General features: G+C 62.4%; 20 protein-coding genes. 15 read left to right on the top strand and 5 right to left on the bottom strand.

Annotation, left to right across the window (positions count from 1 at the left end; translation table 11 throughout):
- Positions 1-27: 27 nt before the first annotated feature.
- Positions 28-792 carry a phospholipid-binding lipoprotein MlaA gene (gene mlaA / locus JS46_RS10700; RefSeq protein ID WP_033750623.1) on the top strand — a complete coding sequence of 255 codons (765 nt, stop codon included), beginning with the start codon at positions 28-30 and terminating at the stop codon, positions 790-792.
- 240 nt (positions 793-1,032) lie between these two features.
- Here the strand turns inward: mlaA and fadL are convergent, their stop codons facing one another.
- On the bottom strand, positions 1,033-2,316 hold the full coding sequence (gene fadL, locus JS46_RS10695) for a long-chain fatty acid transporter FadL (protein ID WP_033750620.1): 1,284 nt from the start codon (positions 2,314-2,316) through the stop codon (positions 1,033-1,035).
- 361 nt (positions 2,317-2,677) lie between these two features.
- Between fadL and JS46_RS10690 the strand changes: the two genes are divergently transcribed.
- From JS46_RS10690 to sixA, 4 genes are all read left to right on the top strand, one after another.
- On the top strand, positions 2,678-2,974 hold the full coding sequence (locus tag JS46_RS10690; protein ID WP_075203216.1) for a YfcZ/YiiS family protein: 297 nt from the start codon (positions 2,678-2,680) through the stop codon (positions 2,972-2,974).
- Positions 2,975-3,135: 161 nt separating this feature from the next.
- Positions 3,136-4,446, top strand: coding sequence for an acetyl-CoA C-acyltransferase FadI (fadI, locus tag JS46_RS10685; protein WP_033750617.1), 1,311 nt, complete (start codon positions 3,136-3,138; stop codon positions 4,444-4,446).
- Positions 4,446-6,563, top strand: coding sequence for a fatty acid oxidation complex subunit alpha FadJ (gene fadJ / locus JS46_RS10680; RefSeq protein ID WP_033750615.1), 2,118 nt, complete (start codon positions 4,446-4,448; stop codon positions 6,561-6,563). The genes fadI and fadJ overlap by 1 nt, the downstream gene beginning before the upstream one ends.
- A gap of 204 nt (positions 6,564-6,767) precedes the next feature.
- Entirely contained in the window at positions 6,768-7,250 is a 483-nt protein-coding gene (sixA, locus tag JS46_RS10675) for a phosphohistidine phosphatase SixA (RefSeq protein WP_033750613.1), read from the top strand.
- Between the two features lie 32 nt (positions 7,251-7,282).
- Here sixA and smrB read toward each other — a convergent pair whose 3' ends face one another.
- Positions 7,283-7,831, bottom strand: coding sequence for an endonuclease SmrB (gene smrB, locus JS46_RS10670; protein WP_033750612.1), 549 nt, complete (start codon positions 7,829-7,831; stop codon positions 7,283-7,285).
- A gap of 160 nt (positions 7,832-7,991) precedes the next feature.
- On the opposite strand from smrB, the gene prmB reads away from it, so the two are divergent.
- Genes prmB through JS46_RS10640 form a run of 6 tightly spaced genes read left to right on the top strand, consistent with a single transcriptional unit; the run spans position 7,992 to position 12,582 of the window.
- Positions 7,992-8,924, top strand: a complete 933-nt coding sequence (gene prmB, locus JS46_RS10665) for a 50S ribosomal protein L3 N(5)-glutamine methyltransferase (RefSeq protein ID WP_033750610.1) — start codon at positions 7,992-7,994, stop codon at positions 8,922-8,924.
- 27 nt (positions 8,925-8,951) lie between these two features.
- Complete coding sequence (gene aroC / locus JS46_RS10660; RefSeq protein WP_033750607.1) at positions 8,952-10,037, top strand: chorismate synthase; 1,086 nt, start codon at positions 8,952-8,954, stop codon at positions 10,035-10,037.
- Positions 10,038-10,041: 4 nt separating this feature from the next.
- A complete protein-coding gene (gene mepA / locus JS46_RS10655) occupies positions 10,042-10,866 on the top strand; it encodes a penicillin-insensitive murein endopeptidase (protein WP_033750604.1) in 825 nt (274 codons plus the stop codon).
- A 9-nt stretch (positions 10,867-10,875) separates the two neighbouring features.
- Positions 10,876-11,673, top strand: a complete 798-nt coding sequence (locus tag JS46_RS10650) for a sulfite exporter TauE/SafE family protein (protein WP_033750601.1) — start codon at positions 10,876-10,878, stop codon at positions 11,671-11,673.
- Between the two features lie 50 nt (positions 11,674-11,723).
- Positions 11,724-12,269: an elongation factor P hydroxylase gene (locus JS46_RS10645; protein WP_033750599.1), complete on the top strand. Its 546-nt coding sequence runs from the start codon at positions 11,724-11,726 to the stop codon at positions 12,267-12,269.
- A gap of 31 nt (positions 12,270-12,300) precedes the next feature.
- The gene (locus JS46_RS10640) at positions 12,301-12,582 is read left to right on the top strand and encodes a YfcL family protein (protein ID WP_033750596.1); all 282 of its coding nucleotides are present in this window, start codon (positions 12,301-12,303) and stop codon (positions 12,580-12,582) included.
- Positions 12,583-12,610: 28 nt separating this feature from the next.
- Here the strand turns inward: JS46_RS10640 and mnmC are convergent, their stop codons facing one another.
- Positions 12,611-14,623: a bifunctional tRNA (5-methylaminomethyl-2-thiouridine)(34)-methyltransferase MnmD/FAD-dependent 5-carboxymethylaminomethyl-2-thiouridine(34) oxidoreductase MnmC gene (mnmC, locus tag JS46_RS10635; RefSeq protein ID WP_033750593.1), complete on the bottom strand. Its 2,013-nt coding sequence runs from the start codon at positions 14,621-14,623 to the stop codon at positions 12,611-12,613.
- Positions 14,624-14,779: 156 nt separating this feature from the next.
- Here mnmC and fabB point away from each other — a divergent pair, with 156 nt between their 5' ends.
- Positions 14,780-16,000, top strand: coding sequence for a beta-ketoacyl-ACP synthase I (fabB, locus tag JS46_RS10630; protein ID WP_033750590.1), 1,221 nt, complete (start codon positions 14,780-14,782; stop codon positions 15,998-16,000).
- A gap of 97 nt (positions 16,001-16,097) precedes the next feature.
- On the top strand, positions 16,098-17,273 hold the full coding sequence (locus JS46_RS10625; protein WP_033750588.1) for an arabinose transporter: 1,176 nt from the start codon (positions 16,098-16,100) through the stop codon (positions 17,271-17,273).
- A gap of 17 nt (positions 17,274-17,290) precedes the next feature.
- On the opposite strand, the gene flk is transcribed toward JS46_RS10625, so the two are convergent.
- Together flk and JS46_RS10615 are read right to left on the bottom strand one after the other, a co-directional pair.
- A complete protein-coding gene (gene flk / locus JS46_RS10620) occupies positions 17,291-18,322 on the bottom strand; it encodes a flagella biosynthesis regulator Flk (protein ID WP_033750586.1) in 1,032 nt (343 codons plus the stop codon).
- Positions 18,323-18,422: 100 nt separating this feature from the next.
- Complete coding sequence (locus JS46_RS10615; protein WP_033750584.1) at positions 18,423-19,319, bottom strand: DMT family transporter; 897 nt, start codon at positions 19,317-19,319, stop codon at positions 18,423-18,425.
- A gap of 95 nt (positions 19,320-19,414) precedes the next feature.
- Between JS46_RS10615 and JS46_RS10610 the strand changes: the two genes are divergently transcribed.
- Positions 19,415-20,194, top strand: coding sequence for a helix-turn-helix domain-containing protein (locus JS46_RS10610; protein WP_033750575.1), 780 nt, complete (start codon positions 19,415-19,417; stop codon positions 20,192-20,194).
- A gap of 58 nt (positions 20,195-20,252) precedes the next feature.
- Positions 20,253-21,386 (top strand): 4-phosphoerythronate dehydrogenase PdxB, encoded by a 1,134-nt coding sequence (gene pdxB / locus JS46_RS10605; protein WP_033750571.1) that lies wholly within the window; start codon positions 20,253-20,255, stop codon positions 21,384-21,386.
- Positions 21,387-21,457: the final 71 nt, after the last annotated feature.

The raw sequence follows: 21,457 nt of genomic DNA, 5'->3' as shown, positions 1-21,457 counted from the left end.
TTCATTAAACCGCACAGGGAGATAACAATGGCTTACCGCCTGACCAGCCTGGTTTTGGCCAGCGTCATTCTGGCTGGATGCGCCAGCTCAAAGCCGGACAGCGAGGCGCCTGCGCAGCGCAGCGATCCGCTTGAAGGCTTTAACCGCACGATGTTCAACTTTAACTACAACGTGCTGGATCCTTACGTGCTGCGTCCTGTCGCGGTGGCGTGGCGCGACTACGTGCCGGTGCCGGCGCGTACGGGCTTAAGCAATTTCCTCGGCAACCTGGAAGAGCCGGCCAGCATGGTGAACTCGATTCTGGTCGGCGAGCCGCGCCAGGCGGGGATTCACTTTACCCGTTTCTTCCTGAACTCGATTCTGGGTCTGGGCGGTTTTATCGATGTGGCGGGCAAGGCGAACCCGGAGCTGGCGCGTGAAGTGCCGCACCGTTTCGGCAGCACGCTCGGCCACTACGGCGTCGGCTACGGTCCCTACGTAGAGCTGCCGGCCTACGGCAGTTTCACCATCCGCGAAGATGGCGGCGACTACGTCGATACGCTCTATCCGGTGCTGGGCTGGCTGACCTGGCCGATGTCTATCGCTAAGTGGACGCTGGAAGGGGTGGAGACGCGCGCGCAGCTGCTAGACTCGGATGCGCTGCTGAAGCAGCAGTCGGATCCCTACGCCTTTATTCGCAACGCCTATTTCCAGCGTCACGATTTTCTGGCGAACGGCGGCCGTCTGAAGCCGGAAGAGAACCCGAACGCCAGCGCGATTCAGGACGATCTGAAAGATATCGACGCGCAGTAACGGCGGTAAAAATAGCCATGGCGACCCAGGGGTCGCCATTTTTTTCAGCTAAGGTGCCTACGCGCGTGGCATGGGCCGATCGCAAAGACGCAAAAAGCGGCATCCCTGCCAGCTCGGCCCGCGCCATCCCTGGCGCGGGACGCTTTGCTCTTCTGCCCATGCCACGCGCGTTTTACGATTAGTGCATACCATTAAAAATAGCGACCCAGGGGTCGCTATTTCTATATCCTAACCTCAGCATCAGAACTTGTAGTTAAAGTTCGCGCCGTACAGCCAGGCTTTGCCCACCGAGTTAAAGGTATATGGGCCTTCTTCCACCGTGACGTGCTGGCCGTGCATATAAGAGACGCCCACATCGACCGAAGCGTCGTCGTTAAAGGCGTACGAAGCGCCGGCGCTCAGCCAGAGACGATCCTGATCGGGAATAGAGATAGAGCGCTTGTCCGCCGGAACCGGGCTGTCATCAAAGGCGATACCGGTACGGAAAGTCCAGTTCTGATCGTAATAGTAGGTGGTGCCCAGCGCGATACGGTAGGCATCCTTGAAGCTCTCATCTTTATAGAACAGGGTCTGGCCGTTCGAGCCGGTCGCCTTAAGCTCCTGGAACTGGCTCCAGCTGGTGTAGGCCAGGCTATAGTGCACTGCCCACTGCGGCGCCACTTTATGCCAGCCGGACACTTCCCACATCTCCGGCAGGTTTAGCGTCAGCGCGCCCGGAATGGTGGAACCGCCGGTAGCGTAAGGAAGACCTAAATTGGCTGCCTGATTGATGCGGTTAATCGAAGAGGGCAGGCTGCTCTTGTAGTCGCCATCGAAATCGACTTTCACTTCCGAGCGATAACTCAGACCAAAGCGGTTATTTTTATCCACCTCATACAGGATACCCGCGTTCCAGCCGTAGCCCCATTCGTCGCCCTTCAGATGAGCCACCTGAGTATCGGCGGGAATGCCGAGCGCCGCGCCTGCTTCGCCCGCGTAGCGCTCAATCTTGGCGCGCGCGTAAACCGCGTCGAAGCCGACGCCGAAGCTGAAGTGCTCGTTAAGACGATAGGCGGTGCTGAGATTAAGGTTGCCGGTCATCAGATCGGTCTTGCCGCCGTAGCCGCCAGCGGTATAGCCGTCGTTGAATTCCGTTGCCAGACCATAGTTTGAGGTTGCGGACGCGCCAATCCACCATTGATCGTTAATCGGCTGCACATAGTGAATATTAGGCACCCACTGCGTTGGCGCGATATTGCTGGCGTCGAGGCTGCGGCCGGTCGGGCTGTTGCCGGTAATATCGACATCGGGATCGATAAAGACCGCGCCGACAGAAAACATCGGACGATCCATCAGCGCCATAGTCGCCGGGTTGCGGCTGGCCGAGGCGGCGGTATCGCCCATCGCGCCTTCGCCGGAATAGGCGCGGCCCAGACCGGCAGAGGAGAATTCGTTAAGCTGAAAGCCCGCTGCGTATACGTGTGAAGAGACAAGCGCCACTGCAGCCGCCACGGCTGACTTTGCGAACAGGTTTTTATGGCTCATGACCACAACCTCATGTGAATTATTATTAAACTGTAATTGTTACATCGAGTAACAAGGGTCGGCGGATTGTAGGGACTGACCAGAAGCTGACAAATCAGACCAGTGCGGCAAGTATAGGTCTGACCTGTGTAGATGTTGCAATATTGTTTTTAAAATATTTCTGAATTGATCTGCAAAATTTCGATCCGCTTAACAAAAAGAGCGGAGCAGAGAGCAGCATAGCGACTCTAATTTGTTTTGGATCAAATTTTATTGTGATATTCGTCACTTAGCGAGTCTGACATAGCGCATTTTAAACCGGAGGCGTAAAATTTCGGGCGTTAATCCAGATCGCTAACAGATTTATCCCCAGGAGAACACAATGACCAATACCATGAATAAATGCAGCGCCAATGAAACCGCTGCCTGCTGTTGCGTGGATGTCGGCACCGTGATGGATAACAGTGATTGCACCGCCAGCTGGTCAGAGTGGTTCGCGCAGCGCAGCGAGGCGGAAGCGAAACTGGCGAGCCTGACGGAAAAAGCGCGGCAGATAGAGTCGGACCCTTGCCAAATAGACGCCCGCTTCGATGAGCGCGACAACGGCGTGCAGCTGGATATCGATTTCACCTTCGCCTGCCAGGCCGAAACCCTGATTTTTCAGCTGGGCCTGCGCTAAGCCTCTGAACGCCGTTGCTTAACGGCGTTATTCATTTTCGTGTTTCCCCTCGCACTTTTTTTCTTTCCTGATTGGCGGCGCGCCCGCTTGTCGTTAACACTGTGGATCAGGTCAGACCTCTCAGGGCAATGACGCCCGGTCAACATTCACAGGTGAAACAGATGAGCAAAGCGCAGCCGTTGCTGACGCGTGCGGGCGATCGCATCGCCATTACTCACGGACTTCGCACGCCGTTCCTGCGTCAGGCGACAGGTTTTCATGGCATTCCTGCCGTGGAACTGGGCCGGATGGTGGTAAGCGAACTGATGGCGCGCAGCGAACTGCCGGTTGAGGCGATAGAGCAGCTGGTGTTCGGCCAGGTGATCCAGATGCCGGAAGCGCCCAACATCGCGCGGGAAATCGTGCTCAGCAGCGGGCTGAGCGTGCATACCGACGCCTACAGCGTCAGCCGCGCCTGCGCTACCAGCTTTCAGGCGGTCGCCAACGTAGCGGAAAGCCTGATGGCGGGCACCATTAGCGCGGGTATTGCGGGCGGTGCGGACTCCTCATCGGTATTGCCGATCGGCGTCAGCAAAACCCTGGCGCGCGCCTTGCTCGATCTCAGCAAGGCGCGCAGCCTGGGACAGAAAGCGCAGATTCTGCGTCGTCTGCGGCCGCGCGATCTGCTGCCGGTGCCGCCCGCCGTCGCCGAGTACTCCACCGGGCTGCGCATGGGCGATACGGCGGAGCAGATGGCGAAAACGCACGGCATTAGCCGCGCGGCGCAGGATGCGCTGGCGCTGCGGTCGCATCAGCACGCCGCCAGCGCCTGGCAATCCGGCGTGCTGCAGCAGGAGGTGATGCCCGCCTTCGCGCCGCCGTGGAAAGCGCCCATCGAGCAGGACAACAACGTGCGCATGGCGGCGAAAATCGAAGACTATGCGCGGCTGCGGCCGGCGTTTGACCGCCAGCACGGCAGCGTCACGGCGGCCAACAGCACGCCGCTTACCGACGGCGCGGCGGCGGTGGTGTTGATGAGCGAAGGACGCGCGCGCGAGCTGGGCATTCCGCCGCTGGGCTATCTGCGCAGCTACGCCTTTACCGCCATCGACGTGCAGCAGGACATGCTGCTCGGTCCCGCCTACGCCTCGCCGCTGGCGCTGGATCGCGCTGGCGTCGCGCTGAGCGATCTGACGCTGATCGATATGCACGAAGCCTTTGCCGCCCAGACGCTCTGCAACCTGCAGTGCTTCAACGACGAACGCTTCGCGCGGGAAAAACTTAACCGTCCGCAGGCGCTGGGCGAGGTCGATGAAGCGCGCTTTAACGTGCTCGGCGGCTCGATCGCCTACGGCCACCCTTTCGCCGCCACTGGCGCGCGCATGATTACTCAAACGCTGCATGAGCTGCGACGTCGCGGCGGCGGGCTGGCGCTGGTCACCGCCTGCGCGGCAGGCGGCTTAGGCGCGGCTATGGTTCTGGAGGCGGAATAATGGAGCAGAACGCTTTCTCTTTACGGATGCGGCCAGATCACGTCGGCGTCATCGTCATCGACGTGCCGGGCGAAAAAATGAATACGCTGCGGGCCGCCTTTGCGCAGCAGCTGACGGCGGTCATTGACGAGGCGCGGCGTGATACGCAGCTGGCCGGCCTGGTGCTGATCTCCGGCAAGCCTGACAATTTTATCGCCGGCGCCGATATCAGCATGATCGCCGACTGCCGCAGCGCCGAGCAGGCGGAGTCGCTGGCGCGACAAGGCCAGGAAGCGATGGCGGCGCTCGCGGCGCTGCCGTTTCCGGTAGTGGCGGCGATCCACGGCGCCTGCCTGGGCGGAGGGCTAGAGCTGGCGCTCGCCTGCGATGCGCGCATCTGTACCCTGGACGATAAAACCCGACTCGGTCTGCCGGAGGTCCAGCTGGGACTGCTGCCGGGATCGGGCGGCACCCAGCGCCTGCCGCGACTTATCGGGCTGCGGCAGGCGCTGTCGCTGATACTCACCGGTAAAACCCTGCGGGCGAAGCAGGCGCGCAGGATGGGGCTGGTGGATGATGCGGTGCCGCAGGCGATCCTGCTGGAAACCGCGGCGGCGCGCGTGCTGAAGGGCAGGCATGCCGCGCGTGAGCTGCCGCTGCGCGATCGCGTAATGCAGGCGCCGCTGGCGCGCCACGCGCTCTTTGCGCTGGCGCAGCGCGAAACCGCGCGCAAAACGCACGGCAACTACCCGGCCGCGCAGCGCATTATTGACGTGGTGCGCACCGGCATCGAGCAGGGCAGCGAGGCGGGGCATCGGGCGGAGGCGCGCGCCTTCGGCGAACTGGCGATGACGCCGCAATCCGCCGCGCTGCGTGGCCTGTTTTTCGCCAGCACGGCGATGAAAAAAGAGACCGGCGCCGAAGCCGAGCCGCGCACGCTGCGGCAGGTCGGCATACTGGGCGGCGGGCTGATGGGCGGCGGCATCGCCAGCGTCACGGCGATCAACGCCGGGCTACCGGTCCGCATCAAGGATATTCACCTGCAGGGCGTCAACCATGCGCTGAAAGCGAGCTGGGAAGGTCTGAGCAAAAAGGTCAAACGGCGTCATATCAGCGCGGCGCAGCGCCAGCAGCAGATGGCGCGCATGACCGGCGGCACCGATTATCAGGGCTTCGCCCAGCGCGATCTGGTGATTGAGGCGGTGTTCGAAGATCTGCCGCTCAAACAGCAAATGGTCGCCGAGGTCGAAGCCCACTGCGCGCCGCACGCCATTTTCGCCTCAAATACCTCATCGCTGCCGATCGCGGATATCGCCGCGCAGGCGCAGCGGCCGGAAAACGTTATCGGCCTGCACTACTTCAGTCCGGTGGAAAAGATGCCGCTGGTAGAGGTGATCCCGCACGCCGGCACGTCGCAGCAGACGCTGGCCACCACCGTCGCGCTGGCGAAAAAGCAGGGCAAAACGCCCATTGTCGTGGCGGACCGCGCAGGGTTCTATGTGAATCGCATTCTCGCGCCCTATATAAATGAAGCGATGCGCTGCCTGCTGGAGGGCGAACCGGTGGAGCATATCGATCGCGCGCTGGTCCGGGCGGGCTTTCCCGTCGGCCCGATTCAGCTGCTGGACGAGGTGGGCATCGACGTCGGCAGCAAGATTACGCCAGTGCTGCAGCAGGCTTACGGCGAGCGCTTCGCCGCGCCAGCCGCTTTTGAGGCGGTGCTGAAGGACGATCGCAAAGGGCGTAAAAACGGCAAAGGCTTCTACCTTTATGGCGGCGGGCGACGCGGCGGCAAAAAGCCGGATCCGGCAATTTATCCGCTGCTCAGCGTGCAGCCCGCGGCGAAGCTGAGCGAAGCGCAAATCGCTGAACGCTGCATGATGATGATGCTGAACGAGGCGGCGCGCTGTCTCGACGAAGGCGTGATCCGCAGCGCGCGCGACGGCGACGTCGGCGCGGTATTCGGCATCGGCTTTCCGCCGTTTCTCGGCGGCCCGTTCCGCTATATGGACCAGCGCGGCGCGGCGGATATCGCGCAAACATTACGCGCCTTAATGCGCCAGTATGGCGACCGTTTTGCCCCATGCGAGGCGCTGCTGGAGGCGGAACAGCAGGGAAGGAAATTTTACATTTCCTGACCGAATGGAATATCCGCACCGATTCAGCGGGTTAGAAAAGCGCCGTCAGAGCAGGCGGCGCGGCACGATTCTGAGAAGCGCTTATTTAATAAACAACCGGTTGACTATACTCAAGTCATTGGGGTACAACACAGCGTTCATTCGCAGAATGAAGAGTCAGGCGCCTCCGCGTCAGGCGATATCGACAAACAACAGCGGTGCTTTATGCAAGTTTTTATCATGCGTCACGGCGATGCTGCTCTTGAAGCCGCCAGTGATTCGGTCCGACCTCTCACCCATTGCGGCTGTGATGAATCACGCCAGATGGCGAGCTGGCTTAACAGTCAGACGGTGGATGTAGAACGTGTGCTGGTCAGTCCCTATCTTCGTGCCCAGCAGACGCTGGCGACGGTACGCGAAGCGTTGAATCTGCCGGAAGGGCAGGAGATTTTGCCGGAGCTGACGCCTGGTGGCGATCCTGGGCTCGTGGCCTGCTATCTGCAGGCGCTGGGAAATCAGGGCGTGAAATCGGCGATGGTGATTTCGCATCTGCCGCTGGTCGGCTATCTGGTTTCAGAACTCTGCCCGCAGGAAGCGCCGCCGATGTTCGCCACCTCCGCCATCGCCTGCGTCGATTTCGATCCCGCCAGCTGCGAAGGCAAGCTGTTGTGGCAGGTCAGCCCCTCTAAACTGGCGAAAGCCATCTAACGCCCGCGGGCCGCGCAGCGGCCCATCCCTTCTCAAGGCAGCTCGGGCGGTTGCCACTCCTCTACCTCGATCAACACCAGCAGCGCCGCGTCGCCGCCAAACATTTTCGGCGCCTGATGGAACGCCATCACGTACGGATGCTGCGCCAGCCAGAGCGGCGTCTGCTGCTTGAGAATATGCTTGCCGTGGCCGGTCATGACGCTGGCGCAGAACAGATGCTCGCGACGACAGGCGGCGATCAGCGCGCCCAGCTCCTGTTTAGCCTGCTGCTGCGTTAAGCCGTGCAGGTCGAGGAAAATCTCCGGCGTATAGTCGCCGCGCCGCAGCTTTTTCAGCTCGTAGTGGCTGACGTCAGCGCGCACGTAGCGCGTCGCGCCGTCGGTCGCCAGCAGCGGCTGAAACTCGTCGGAAAAGTAGTGGCTATTGTCCACCTGTTCAGAAATCAGCCGCTTCAGCGGCAGCTCGCGGCTTTTCACCGCGGGCTTATGCACTACGGTATCCTGCTTTATTTTGCGCGTGCCGCTCATTAGCTGGCGAAACAGCGCTTTGTCGTCGTCGTTAAGAGATGTTTTTTTACTCATTGCAGGCGAATCTTGTCTGATAAGGCTGGAAAACAGCGAATGGCGTTACCTTACCGCCCGATCCGCTAATTGTCAGCTTTTTCACCTTGCTGCGCTGAATTCTCCCCGGCTTCATGGCACACTATCGGCCGATTTAGCAATTGGGCCTGCGGAGGGCTACGTGGACAAAATTTTCGTCGATGAGGCAGTCAACGAACTGCACACCATTCAGGATATGTTGCGCTGGGCGGTCAGCCGTTTTTCCGCCGCCGGGATCTGGTACGGTCACGGCACCGACAATCCGTGGGACGAAGCGGTACAACTGGTCCTGCCCACGCTCTGGCTGCCGCTGGATATTCCGGAAGATATGCGCAGCGCGCGCCTTACCGCCAGCGAGCGTCACCGCATCGTTGAGCGCGTTATCCGCCGCGTCAACGAGCGTATACCGGTTGCCTACCTCACTAATAAAGCCTGGTTCTGCGGCCACGAGTTCTATGTCGACGAACGCGTGCTGGTGCCGCGCTCGCCGATCGGCGAACTGATTGAAAACCGCTTCGCCGGCCTGATCGCCGACGCGCCGCGCCATATCCTCGATATGTGCACCGGCAGCGGCTGCATCGCTATCGCCTGCGCCTACGCCTTCCCGGAAGCGGAAGTGGACGCGGTGGATATCTCTTATGACGCGCTGGCGGTGGCCGAGCAGAATATCGAGGATCACGGTTTGATCCATCATGTGACGCCGATCCGCGCCGATCTCTTCCGCGAGCTGCCGCCGGTGAAATATGATCTGATCGTATCCAATCCGCCCTACGTGGACGCGGAAGATATGGACGATCTGCCGAACGAATATCGCCACGAGCCGGAGCTCGGCCTGGCGGCGGGCAGCGACGGCCTGAAGCTGGTGCGCCGCATTCTCGCCTGCGCGCCGAATTACCTGAGCGACAACGGCGTGCTGATCTGTGAAGTCGGCAACAGCATGGTGCATATGATCGATCAATATCCCGACGTGCCCTTTACCTGGCTGGAGTTCGACAACGGCGGCGACGGCGTCTTTATGCTGACGCGCCAGCAGATTGTCGACGCACAACATCACTTCTCTATTTATAAAGACTGAGCGAACGCTTCGTAACAAGGAATCACCATGGCCGGAAACAGCATCGGACAATTCTTTCGCGTAACCACTTTTGGCGAGTCGCACGGCATCGCGCTGGGCTGCATTGTTGACGGCGTGCCGCCGGGCATTCCGCTGACCGAAGCGGATATCCAGCACGATCTCGACCGCCGCCGTCCCGGCACCTCGCGCTATACCACCCAGCGTCGCGAGCCGGATCAGGTGAAAATTTTGTCCGGCGTCTTCGAGGGGGTCACCACCGGCACCTCGATCGGCCTGCTGATTGAAAATACCGACCAGCGTTCGCAGGATTACGGCGCGATTAAAGATCTCTTCCGTCCCGGCCACGCCGATTACACCTACGAGCAGAAGTATGGGCTGCGCGACTATCGCGGCGGCGGCCGCTCGTCGGCGCGTGAAACCGCGATGCGCGTCGCCGCGGGCGCGATTGCCAAAAAATATCTGCAGATGAAGCACGGCGTCGTGGTGCGCGGCTATCTGGCGCAGATCGGCGACGTAGCCTGCGAGCTGAAGGACTGGAGCATCGTTGAAGAGAACCCTTTCTTCTGTCCGGACGCCAGCAAGCTGGAGGCGCTGGACGAGCTGATGCGCGGCCTGAAAAAAGAGGGCGACTCCATCGGCGCCAAAGTCACGGTTGTGGCGGAAAACGTGCCGCCGGGCCTCGGCGAACCGGTTTTCGATCGTCTTGACGCCGATCTGGCGCATGCGCTGATGAGCATCAACGCGGTGAAAGGCGTCGAAATCGGCGACGGCTTTGCGGTGGTGAACCAGCGCGGCAGTCAGCATCGCGACGAGATCCGCGCCAGCGGCTTCCAGAGCAACCATGCCGGCGGCATCCTTGGCGGCATCAGTAGCGGCCAGACCATCAGCGCCAACCTGGCGATGAAGCCGACCTCCAGCATCACCGTGCCGGGCCAGACCATCACCCGCAGCGGCGAAGAGGTGGAGATGATCACCAAAGGGCGGCACGATCCCTGCGTGGGCATTCGCGCCGTGCCGATCGCCGAAGCGATGATGGCGATCGTGCTGATGGATCATCTGCTGCGCCAGCGCGCGCAGAACGCAGACGTCAACAGCACTGTGCCGCGCTGGTGACGCCATGAAATCACTGCTTATTCTCGTGTCGGCGCTGCTCTTCAGCGCCTCAGGGCTGGCCGCGACGCCGTGGCAGCGTATTCAGCAGCCGATCCCGGGCAGCGCGCAGTCTATCGGCTCTTTCGCCAACGGCTGCATCGTCGGCGCACAGGCGCTGCCGCTCAACGCGCCCGACTATCAGGTGATGCGCCAGGATCAGCGGCGCTATTTCGGCCATCCCGATCTCATCCTGTTTATTCAGCGTCTCAGCACCCAGGTGCATAACCTGCAGCTGGGCAACGTGCTGATTGGCGATATGGGCATGGCGGCGGGCGGGCGCTTCAGCAGCGGACACGCCAGCCATCAGACCGGACTCGACGTCGATATCTGGCTGCAGCTGCCGAAAACCCGCTGGAGCGTGCAGCAGCTGCTGAAGCCGCAGCCGCTGGATCTGGTGACGGCGGATGACAAAAGCGTGGTGGCGCGCCACTGGCGGCCGGAGATCGACAGCCTGATTAAACTGGCGGCGAAAGACAACGATGTCACGCGTATCTTCGTCAATCCAGCGATTAAAAAGCAGCTTTGCGCCGACGCAGGCGCAGATCGCGACTGGCTGCGCAAGGTGCGCCCGTGGTTCGCGCATCGCGCACATATGCATGTGCGTCTGCGCTGCCCGGCCAACAGCATCGGCTGTGAAGATCAGCCTGCACCGCCGCCAGGCGACGGCTGCGGCGCCGAGCTGGAGAGCTGGTTCCTGCCGAAGAAACCGGGCAGCGGCGCGCCGGTGAAGCGTGAGCCGCCGCCGCTGCCGCAGGCGTGTCAGGCGCTGCTGGATAAACATCTTTTATAAGGGATCTCCATGGAGTGGTTCGTCGTCAGCCCGATAGTGGTCGGGGTGCTGTTTCTGGTCGCCGTGCTGGCGGCGTTTATCGACTCTATCGCCGGCGGCGGCGGGCTACTTACCGTGCCCGCGCTGCTGGCGGCCGGTTTCTCGCCCGCGCAGGCGCTGGCCACCAACAAGCTGCAGTCCGTGGGCGGCTCGTTCTCCGCCAGCCTCTACTTCATCCGCCGCGGCGCGGTGAATCTGCGCGAACAGCGGCTCAATATCGCCATGACCTTTATCGGCGCGGTGCTGGGCACCATTTTGATCCAGCACCTGAACGCCGATGCGCTGCGCCAGGTGCTGCCGCTGCTGCTGATCGCCATCGGCCTGTGGTTTCTGCTGATGCCGCGTCTCGGCGAAGAGGATCGCGCGCGTCGTCTTTACGGGCTGCCGTATGCGCTGGTGGGCGGCGGCTGCGTCGGCTTTTACGACGGCTTCTTCGGCCCGGGCGCCGGATCCTTCTACGCGCTCGCCTTTGTCACGCTCTGCGGCTTTAACCTCGCCAAAGCCACCGCGCATGCCAAAATTCTGAATTTCACCTCCAATTTCGCCAGCCTGCTGTTCTTTATGTTCGGCGGCAAAGTGATCTGGGGAACCGGCTTTATTATGCTGCTCGGCGCCTTCTGTGGCGCACGGCTTGGGGCGCGACTGGTGCTGAGCCGCGGACAGAAACTGATCCGCCCAATGGTGGTGATCGTTTCTGCGGTAATGAGCGCGAAGCTGCTGTGGGACGCTCACGGCAGCGCGCTGCTGGCGTGGATCGCCGCGCTGTAATACATTCATTCTCGGCGCCGCGATAATGCCGCCGTTTTTACGATGACACCATGAACACGACGCACCATTACGAACAACTGATTACGATTTTCGATAGCTGCTTTCGCGACGAGTTTCAGACCCGTCTAATTAAAGGCGACGACGAACCCATCTATCTTCCGGCAGACGAGCGTTCGCCGTGGCACCGCGTGGTGTTCGCCCACGGCTTTTACGCCAGCGCGCTGCACGAAATTTCTCACTGGTGCATCGCCGGCGAGGCGCGGCGCAAGCTGGTAGATTTCGGCTACTGGTACTGTCCGGATGGCCGCGACGCCCAGACGCAAAATCAGTTCGAGTCCGTGGAGATCAAGCCGCAGGCGCTGGAGTGGATGTTCTGCGTTGCAGCGGGCTTCCCGTTCAACGTTAGCTGTGACAATCTCGACGGAGATTGTGAGCCGGATCGCGTCGCGTTTCAGCGTAAGGTCCATGCTCAGGTTATGTCTTATCTGGAGAACGGCATTCCTGCGCGGCCCGCGCGTTTTATCGCCGCTCTGGCGGACTTTTATGGCACGCCTGCACTGACGTCAGCACAGTTTCCCTGGCCAGACGATCTGTGATGAGTGCAGACAATATTAAAGAGGAATTGAGATGATCGCAGAATTTGAAGCGCGTATTCTGGCCCTGATCGACGATATGGTCGATCACGCCAGCGATGACGAGCTGTTTGCCAGCGGCTATCTGCGCGGTCACCTGACCCTCGCGGTCGCGGAAATCGAACAGTCGGGCGAGCACACGCCGGAAGCGTTGCAAATCCAGGTCGCCAACAGCCTGCAAAATGCCATTGCCGCCGGCGAGCTCTCGCCGCGCGACCAGGTGCTGGTGGTGGGCATGTGGGACAATCTGTTCCTGCAGGCGCGTCAGACCGCCTGAACCATTGGGGCGGCGTGCCGCCCCAATGCTATTTTCCCGCTTTTTTTCCTTTCAGCAGCTTTCTCACCCAGTAGCGGTTCGGGCTGAGCGCGGCCAGCGTGGCGCTATCCAGCGGCTGCGGTTCGCCGCTCATCTGCGCCGCCAGCGTTTCAGCGGCGAGCGGCGCGCTGCACAGCCCGCGCGAGCCGAGCGCGCCCAGCACAAACAGGCCCGCGTGATGCGGCGCTTCGGCGATAGCTTCGCCGCGCCCACGCTGAGCAGCGAGATCCTGATAGCGCGCCAGCGTCGCCTCATAGTCGGGCAGCGCGCCCGCCATCGGCAGATGGTCGCGCGTGGCGCAGCGCACGCCGATGCGCGCGTCGCCCGCGCTGACCTCCACGTTTTCCGCCCAGCGGCGGCCCGGCAGCGAGTGGAGCAGCCGCGCGCGGTTCTGCTGCTGATCCTCTTCGCGGTAAGCGGTCGAGGTATCGCCGCGATGATAGCTGGCGCCGATGCAGTGCGTGCCGAACTGCGGGCTTACCGGCGTGAGATAGCCGTCGTAGCAGAGTACGGTTTGCAGGGCGTCAAGGCCGGGCGTGCTGGGCACGTGGCTCACCTGACCGGAAACCGCATAGGTCGGCAGCTGCGCGCTTTGCGGCAGGGCGCTGAGCGCATGGCCGGTCGCCAGCGTCACATTGTGATGCATCGCCGTTTTGCCATCGGCAAAGCGCAGCGTCCAGCCCTGATCCGCCGGAGAGAGCTGCGTCAGCCGGTGCAGCCAGTGGATGCGCAGCCCCTGGGTTTCGCCGTGCGCCAGCAGGGCGGCGGTGAGTTCGGCGGGCGAGAGCCAGCCGCCGAGCGGGTAGAAAACGCCGCCGACGCCGAGATCGACCTGCGCCAGCGCCTCCGCCTCTTCAGGCGTGACGCCGCGCGCGATCGCCTCCGGCAGCGCCATCGCCAGCATCTGCGCGATTTTGTCGGCGCTTTTTTCATCCCAGCCGAGCTGCAGCACGCCGCTCCAGCAGTGTTCATAGCTCACCGGCGCCGCATCATAGAGCCGGCGCGCAAAGCTAAAGGCGGCAGGAAAGAAGCGCGCCAGCGCCGGATCGTGCTGGTTCAGCAGCGGATAGAGCGCGCCCTGGCGGTTGCCCGACGCGCCCAGCGCGGCCGCCTCGTCGGCGCAGTAGAGCGTGACGCGCCAGCCGCGGCGCAGCAGGGCGAGCGCCAGCACCGCGCTCGCCACGCCACCGCCGATAATCGCCGTCTCTTTTTCCCGCGCGGCAGGTCGCGCGAACCAGGGCTGCGCGACAGGCAGTTCCGGCGCGTGCGTCAGGGTGCCGCACAGCATCTCGCGCTTAGGGCCGAACCCTTTACGGCGTTTGACCTCAAAACCTGCCTCCTGCAGTCCGCGGCGCACGAAACCGGCGGCGGTGAAGGTGGCGAAGGTGCCGCCGGGCCGGGCGAGCTTCGCCATAGCGTTGAAGAGGCGCGGCGTCCACATGTCGGGATTTTTCGCCGGCGCGAAACCGTCAAGAAACCAGGCGTCTACCTGACGATGCAGGCTGTCATCAAAAGTCTCTATAAGGGTATTAATATCGCCAAGCCAGAGATCGAGCGTCACGCGTCCGCCGTCGAACAGCAGTCGCTGGCAGCCGGGCAGGGCGATCGGCCATTGCCGCTGCAGCTGCTCGGCCCAGGGCTGCAGCGCCGGCCAGCGCTGATGCGCCGCCGTTAAGTCGGCCTGCGTCAGGGGAAATTTTTCCACGCTGATAAAGTGCAGCCGCCGCAGCGCGGCGTCGGGATGCGCCTGCTGGAAGGCGTCGAACGCCTGCCACAGCATGAGAAAATTAAGCCCGGTGCCGAAGCCGCTCTCCGCCGCGATAAAGAGATCGCGCGGATGACGCGCGAAGCGATCGGGCAGATCGTTGCCGCCGAGAAACACGTAGCGCGTCTCTTCCAGACCGTTGTCATTGGAAAAATAGACATCGTCAAAGGCTCGGGAAACAGGTGTACCCTGTTCATTCCAGCTTAGCTGGGCATGTTCAACCGGGGATAATTTCACGGCAAAGGCTCATTTTTCAGGCAGTGGCGCGATTTTAGCGACCAGGGTCACATGACGCAAATTTACAAAAGGAAATGGCTGATCGGACTTGTTCGGCGTACAAGTGTAAGCTAGAGTGCACGTCAATCCAAAAAGAAGTGGAATGAGGACAACTGAATGAAACGTGCAGTGATTACTGGCCTGGGGATTGTTTCCAGCATTGGTAATAACCAGCAGGAAGTGCTCGCTTCTCTGCGTGAAGGCCGTTCCGGCATTACCTTCTCTCAGGAGATGAAGGATTCCGGCATGCGTAGTCACGTCTGGGGTAACGTCAAACTGGATACCACCGGCCTTATCGATCGCAAAATTGTGCGTTTTATGAGTGATGCGTCCATCTATGCCTACCTCTCCATGGAAGAAGCGATCAAAGATTCCGGTCTGACCGACGAACAGTATCAGAGCAACCCGCGCGTGGGTCTGATCGCCGGCTCCGGCGGCGGTTCGCCGCGCTTCCAGGTGTTCGGCGCTGACGCAATGCGCAGCCCGCGCGGCCTGAAAGCGGTCGGCCCCTACGTCGTGACCAAAGCGATGGCGTCCGGCGTTTCTGCCTGCCTCGCCACGCCGTTTAAAATCCACGGCGTAAACTACTCTATCAGCTCCGCCTGTGCGACCTCTGCGCACTGTATCGGCAATGCGGTCGAGCAGATCCAGCTGGGCAAACAGGACATCGTCTTTGCCGGCGGCGGCGAAGAGCTGTGCTGGGAAATGGCGTGCGAGTTCGACGCCATGGGCGCGCTCTCAACCAAATATAATGACGCGCCGGAAAAAGCGTCTCGTACCTATGACAGCGAGCGCGACGGCTTTGTTATCGCCGGCGGCGGCGGCATGGTTGTCGTGGAAGAGCTGGAGCACGCGCTGGCGCGCGGCGCGCACATCTACGCTGAGATCGTCGGCTACGGCGCAACCTCTGACGGCGCGGACATGGTCGCGCCATCGGGCGAAGGCGCGGTGCGCTGCATGAAGATGGCGATGCACGGCGTGGATACGCCAATCGACTATCTCAACAGCCACGGCACCTCTACGCCGGTCGGCGACGTGAAAGAGCTGGGCGCTATCCGTGAAGTTTTCGGCGACAACACGCCGGCTATCTCCGCCACTAAAGCGATGACCGGCCACTCGCTGGGCGCAGCGGGCGTACAGGAAGCGATCTACACCCTGCTGATGCTGGAGCACGGCTTTATCGCGCCGAGCATCAACATCGAAACCCCGGACCCGGCGGCGGAAGGCATGAACATCGTCACTAAACCGACGGAAAAAGCGCTGACCACCGTAATGTCCAACAGCTTCGGCTTCGGCGGCACCAACGCCACCCTGACGATGCGTAAGTTTCAGGCGTAATTGCTAAAAATGTTTTATAAAGGGCCGGTCTGACCGGCCCTTTTTCTTTTTGTGGATCGGGTGCAGACGTGTTTGACATCAGGGAGCTACGTCCGTTATGACCACCACCGCAACTGAACCGCAGGCTGCGTCTACCTTGCCGCTGGCCTGCTCCTCGCTGGCCGTCTTTATTACCTATCTAACCGCCGGGCTGGCGCTGCCGGTTATTCCGCTCTATGTGCATCAGGAACTGGGCATGAATAACGTGATGGTCGGCGTCGCGGTGGGCATGCAGTTTTTCGCCACCCTGCTGACGCGCGGCTTTGCCGGTCGCCGCGCCGACCGGCACGGGGCGAAGCGCACCACTCAGCAGGGGATGCTGGCGATTATGCTGGTGGGCGTCGCTTACCTCGCCGCCGCGCTGCTGCCGGCGCCGACGCTGATTAAATTTGCGCTGCTGGCGCTGGGGCGTCTGCTGCTCGGCTTCGGCGAAAGCCTGCTGCTTACCGGCAACCTGACGTGGGGGCTGGGGCTGGTGGGCGCGAAGCGATCCGGGCTGGTGATGTCGTGGAACGGCATGGCGATCTACGGCGCGCTGGCGGCCGGCGCGCCGCTCGGTCTGCTGCTGCATCAGCACGGCGGCTTTGCGCTGCTGAGCGCGGTGGCCACGGCGCTGCCGCTGGTGGCGCTGGCGCTCAACAGCGCCATCCGTCCGGTGCCGGTGGTGGGCGGCGAGCGGCCGTCGCTGGTCAGCGTGATCCGCACCATTTTCCAGCCGGGCTTCGCGCTGGCGCTGCAGGGCGTCGGCTTTGCGGTGATCGGCACCTTCACCTCGCTCTACTTCGCCGCGCAGCAGTGGGGCAACGCGGGCTTTACCCTGACGGCGTTCGGCGTCGCCTTTGTGCTGGTGCGTCTGCTGTTCGGCGGCACGCCGGATCGGCACGGCGGCATCCGCGTCGCGCTGATTTCGCTGCTGGTGGAGGCGGCGGGTCTGCTGCTATTGGCATTCGCTACTGAAGGCTGGATAGCGCTTATCGGCGCGGCGCTGACCGGCTGTGGCTGTTCGCTGATTTTCCCGGCGCTGGGCGTGGAGGTGGTAAAACGCGTTTCGCCGCAGGTGCGCGGCACGGCGCTGGGCGGTTTCTCCGCCTTTCAGGATGTCGCCTACGGCGTCAGCGGGCCGCTTGCCGGACTGCTGGCGACCGCGCTTGGCTACGGCTCCGTCTATGTAGCCGGCGCCTGCTGCGCACTGCTGGGCATCGTCATTACCTGGCGTTTTTCCCGCCGCGCCTGACGCGCGCGGCGTCTCACTCAGATCACCAGCCAGAGCAGCAAGAAGACGACGATCAGCGCCGCGGCGACGCCCAGCATCGGGCGCTGCGCCAGCGGCTGGGGCAGCGCGGCGATAAAAGGCGCCCAGATGGGCTGCGGACGCAGCGCGCTGTCGGCCAGCGGCTGTTCCTGATGCCTTTCGGCGCGGCGCGCAAAAAGATGGTTGAGCAGATCCTGGGTCTGCGCCGGCGTCAGAATCGTCTGCGGCGTCGCCTGGAAGCGCTGCAGGCTGTAATCCTCCAGCTGCTGGCGTTCGTTGCTATCGAGCGGCTGCTTCAGCGAGGCCTCCAGCACCTGCAGCGTCGGCGCGCTGTGCTGGCTCAGCGTCTGACGCACCTGCAAATATTGCGTCAAAAGCGGGAAGTGGCGCGACGGAATGGGATCGCCGCTGGTGAGGTTAACCAGCTTAAGCGCCGAAGCCCAGATTTTGCCGGTGGGCTCGCCGGTGGCGGCGGCCAGCCGGGCGATTTGCTGGTTCAGCGTCTGGTGCTCGGCGGGCAGCAGCGTGCGGTCGGTGGTGCGCGACTGCTGCGGCTGCGGGATCGCCATCTGGCCGTTCTGCAGCATGGTCAGCACCTGACGCAGCTGATCCTGCGACAGCGAACTCAGCACCGTCTGGCCAAACTGCTGACGAATAAAATCGCTTACCGCCTGACGGTTATTGCCCTTCGGCAGCAGGTCGGTGAGCTGGGTCAGCAGCTGACGCGTGGCGCGTCCAGTCTCCGCCTGCGTCAGACGGCTATTGAGATACTGCTCCGCCGCCGGAAAATGGCGCGACTGCAGCTCCGCTTCGCTTTTTACCCCCACTTCGCGCTGCACGCCCGCCCAGAGTTCAGGCGCTTTTAAGTTGCTGAAGGAGATAATGCGCACGATCAGGCGCTCCAGCGTGGTGCGCTGGGCCGGTGAGAGTGGCTGCTCGCCAGGCGTCGCGCCGGGACGGGCCGCGCCGTTTGACGGCGTGACAGCAGAGCGATCGCCCATCGGCGCACCGGGGCCGCTAAGAGGTTGCATGGCGGAATCCTTGAAAACAAGACAGCGTGGGGTGCGCCGGAAAAAAGATGCGCCATGATAGCAAAAGCCCCCGGGAAATCCCACGGGGGCCACTGTTTATTCAGCCGGGCGTCGGCTCCGCCTTAGGACGCCTGAGCGGAGTCTTCAGGCGCTGAGCGAGGATCACGCCCACCAGCGTCATGGCGCCGCCGATCCAGTGATAAGCGCGCAGCTGCTCATGTAGAAACAGCACCGCGATGACGGCGGTAAAGGCCGGAACGAAATTCATAAAAATGCTGGTGGTGCTGGCACCCAGACGCTGTACGCCGAGGATCCACAGAAAGGGCGCGATAATCGAGGCGAACAGGCCGGCGAACAGCACCAGCGGAATATTGCGCGTATTCAGCGCGACGTCGGGCGCGTGCAGAAAGCCGGGCAGCAGCAGCAGTACGCCGAAAAAGACCTGCACGTAGAGGCTCTGCCAGGTCGGCAGCGGGATCGCCCAGCGTTTGGTCAGCACGCCGTAGAGCGCGTAGGAGGTTGAGGCAGCGAGCATCATCAGCTCGCCGCTGCCGAGACGCTGGTGCAGCAGTTGGGCGGGATGGCCTTCGCTCACCAGCCACACCAGGCCCGCGAACGACAGCACGCCGCCGATAAGAATGCCGCGCGTCGGCGCCAGCCGCAGCACCACCAGGCTCAGCAGAATAGTGAGCAGCGGAATAGTGGCGCCGAGAATGCCCATCATCACCGCCGAGACGCTGTGCGCCGCGTAGTAGGCCAGACTCTGGTAGAGCACCATGCCGAGCAGGCCGAGGATCAGCAGGCGTCCCAGGCTGGCGCGGATGGCGTGACGATGTCGCCACGCGCCCGGCAGCGCGAAGGGCGTCAGCACCACCAGCGCCAGCAGCCAGCGATAAAACGAAATAGCTGCGGGATCGATGCTGCCGGCGGAGAGCTTGCTGACGATGGTATTCACCGACCAGATCAGCACCGCCAGCAGCGGAAAAAGTAAGTTCATGGTCTTCTCCTGCGGATGTAGGCGGCTAGTTTACTTTTGACCGCTTTTAAGGAGATAGTTAAAAGCAGACAAAAAAACATTGCTGACCGGACAGAATGAATTTACAGGTTAAATACCAGCCGCCCGAAGATGCGCTGCGGCTTCGCTATTTTATGCGCTATGAACAAACCAACGCGAAAACCGAATATCTGCCGCACGCTCACGAATGGGGACAGGTGATCTTCGTGACGCGTCACGTGCTGGAGATGAACGTCGAGGGCGAACGGCTGCTGACGCCCGCCAGCATCCCCATCTGGATCCCGCCGCGACAGCGGCACGCCAGCTATAACCATCAGCAGGCGCAGTTCCGCACCTTTAATCTCGCCGCCGCGCTGTGCGACGGCCTGCCGCAGCAGGCGTGCCTGCTGAACGTCGACGCCATCGTGCATGCGATTATGGACGAGTTCGCCCGCCTCGGCCTAGAACAGCCAGAGAGCGCGGAGCAGTGGCGGCTGTGCGAGGTGCTGCGCGATCGGCTGCGGCTGGCGCCTGTGCAGGAGAGCTATTTGCCCGGTTCGCAGGATAAGTTTCTCGCGCCGGTGCTGCACGCGCTGGAGGCGCATCCCGGCGACAACACCACGCTGGCGGAATGGGCGGCGCGGGTCTTTACCACCGAGCGCACCCTGGCGCGCCGCTGTCGTCAGGAGCTGCATATGTCTTTCGGCGAGTGGCGGCAGCGGCTGCGTTTTTTGCACGCCGTCGCGCAGCTGGGGCAGGGCAAAAGCGTGCAGGCGATTGCGCACGATCTCGGCTATAGCTCGGCGTCGGCGCTGATCGTGATGTTCCAGCAGCAGGCGGGCACCACGCCGGATCGCTACCGCGCACGCCTGGGTTAACCGGCGCGTTTGTGCCACAATAACGCATCTCAATAATGCAACCAGCAGGAAAGCCGTGGTGAAGATTCTTGTCGATGAAAATATGCCCTATGCGCGTGAACTGTTCAGCCGTACCGGCAAGGTGCTGGCGGTGCCGGGTCGTCCGCTGCCGCAGCAGGAGCTGGAGGATGCCGACGGCCTGATGGTGCGCTCGGTGACGCAGGTAAATGAAGCGCTGCTGGCGGGCAAGCCGGTGAAGTTCGTTGGCACCGCCACGGCGGGCACTGACCATATCGATGAAGCCTGGCTGCAACAGGCGGGCGTCGCCTTCTCCGCCGCGCCGGGCTGCAACGCTATCGCGGTGGTGGAGTATGTCTTCTCCGCGCTGCTGCTGCTGGCGGAGCGCGACGGCTTCGCGCTGCGCGACCGCACCGTCGGCATCGTCGGCGTCGGCAACGTCGGCGGTCGACTGCAAAAACGGCTGGAAGCCTGGGGCGTGAAAACCCTGCTGTGCGATCCGCCGCGCGCCGATCGCGGCGACGCTGGCGACTTCCGCTCGCTCGACGCGCTGGTGGCGGAGGCGGATATCCTGACCTTCCATACGCCGCTGTTCAAAGAGGGCCCCTATAAAAGCTGGCATCTCGCCGATGCGGCGCTGCTGATGGCGCTGAAGCCCAACGCCATTCTGATCAACGCCTGCCGCGGGCCGGTGGTGGATAACGCCGCGCTGCTGGAGGTGCTGAAGATGCGCGCCGATCTCAGCGTAGTGCTCGACGTCTGGGAGCCGGAACCGGCGCTGTCGCTCGAGCTGCTGGATCGCGTGGATATCGGCACCGCGCATATCGCCGGCTATACGCTGGAGGGGAAAGCGCGCGGCACCACCCAGGTATTCGAAGCCTGGTGCGACTTCCTCGGTCAGCCGCAGCAGGTGCCGCTCAGCGAGCTGCTGCCGACGCCGGAATTCAGCAGCGTCACGCTCAACGGCCCGCTCGATCAGGCAACGCTGAAACGTCTGGCACATCTGGTGTATGATGTGCGCCGCGACGACGCGCCGCTGCGTAAAGTGGCGGCGAAACCCGGCGAATTCGACCGCCTGCGCAAAACCTATCAGGAGCGCCGCGAGTGGTCATCGCTGGAGGTGATCTGCAACGACGCAGAAACCGCCAGCCTGTTGAACGCTCTCGGTTTTTGCGCGCGTCTCAACAACAGCTAAATTAATCTTCTCGCCGCGTCGGACGCGGCGGGGGATAATTCCGAAACCTGGGCGGTGAATATCACCGCCTT

The organism is Pantoea sp. NGS-ED-1003, assembly GCF_000738765.1.
In the GTDB taxonomy this organism is placed as follows: domain Bacteria; phylum Pseudomonadota; class Gammaproteobacteria; order Enterobacterales; family Enterobacteriaceae; genus Pantoea; species Pantoea septica.
Note: the sequence above shows the minus strand (reverse complement) of the source record. Positions and strands in the feature narration are given on the sequence as shown.